We start from the raw sequence: 1,330 nt of genomic DNA, 5'->3' as shown, positions 1-1,330 counted from the left end.
ACAACCCCGGCGACTGGATGCTCCACTGCCACAACATCTACCACTCCGAATCCGGCATGATGACCACCGTCACCTACGACGCGTAGCCCAACGCCAGCGCCCGAGTACCATCGGTCGACCTTGCTGATCATTCAGAATGAGTTCCGCTGAGGGTTGGCAGTTAGACTTGGTGGCGGCAGTAGTCTGCGGGCGTCGGTTGATCTTTGTAGGAACGTGTCGTCTCGCTAATCCCTCCCTCCGCGTCCGCCGCGACGCCGACAGTATCCCGGTGGTGCCCGCGGATGGCGGATGCGACGGGGCCCGAACTTGTCGCCCCGAATCCCGCTTCACCCATCAGCCCTCGGGGAATTCCGTCTTTAGACCGTGTCCTACATGGTGAGGCTGCGGAAGCGTTTGTAGCAGCAGACGGAGGCTGCCAGCCCGAGAAAGGCCAGGTAGTTGCCTGGATGTCGCTCGTAGCGGTGGTTGAGTCGGCGGTAGCCGGTTAACCACGACATCGTCCGCTCGATGACCCACCTTCGGCGGCCGAGACGTTCGCTGGACTCGATGCCCTTGCGGGCGATCCGGACTCCAATACGCTTGCCCCATAGCCATCTCCGCAGGTGAGGGACGTCGTACGCCTTGTCTGCGTGCATGCGTTGGGGCTTGGATTCGGCCGCATGGGATTCGTGTCCCATGTGGAAATGGGACAGCATTGGCTTCAGTGCCTGGCTGTCGTGGGTGTTGGCCGCGGAGAGTCCGACGCGTAGGGGCAGTCCGTCCGCGTCGGACAGGACATGCATCTTGGAACCTGGCTTACCCCGGTCCACGGGGCTCGGACCTGCAAGTTCGCCCCCTTTTTAGCACGGACATGGGCCGAGTCGAGGACCACGCGGGAGAGGTCGACCAGGCCCCGTTCGTCCAGGAGCTGGAGAACCTTCTGATGGAGCCGGCCCCAGACTCCCGCACGGGACCAGATGACGAACCGGCGATGCACGGTCGACTTCGACGCCCCGAAGCAAGGCGGCAAGGCCCGCCAGGCACAACCGCTGACCAGTACGTAGATGATCGCGGCGAACACCGCCTCATCATCGATGTTCGCAACCCCACCGCCTTGCGGCCGCACGCGAGCCGGAGGCAACAGGGGCCTGGCGAGCTCCCACAGGCCATCCGGCACGATCCATCCCCACCGCCCACTCCCCATGCCAGGACAACTGTCAACAGGCCATGTAGGACACGGTCTTACGACCTCGTGCGTGATTAGCGTGAGGTCGTGCTGGGGTAGCGGCTGGTGTTGTGATCACGTCTGTGCGGCGGGCAGTGCGAGTGTTTTGTTGTGTTGGGTTGCTCG

2 protein-coding genes are annotated in these 1,330 nt (G+C 63.4%); one reads left to right on the top strand and one right to left on the bottom strand.

The genetic code is table 11. The features are described from left to right. Positions 1 to 86 (top strand): multicopper oxidase domain-containing protein (locus ABZ070_RS37405; protein WP_356640668.1); only part of this gene is annotated, 86 nt, incomplete at its 5' end. A 282-nt stretch (positions 87 to 368) separates the two neighbouring features. Here the strand turns inward: ABZ070_RS37405 and ABZ070_RS37400 are convergent. Further along, a protein-coding gene (locus ABZ070_RS37400; protein ID WP_356640666.1) for an IS5 family transposase occupies positions 369 to 1,183 on the bottom strand; the annotation gives its coding sequence in 2 pieces (ribosomal slippage) (positions 369 to 833 and positions 836 to 1,183; 813 coding nt in all). Between the last annotated feature and the right edge of the window lie 147 nt (positions 1,184 to 1,330).

Origin of the sequence: Streptomyces sp. NPDC006283 (genome assembly GCF_040613325.1) — a bacterium.
Taxonomy (GTDB): Bacteria; Actinomycetota; Actinomycetes; order Streptomycetales; family Streptomycetaceae; genus Streptomyces.
The sequence above is the reverse complement of the archived record's forward strand: the minus strand, read 5'-3'. Positions and strand labels throughout refer to the sequence as shown.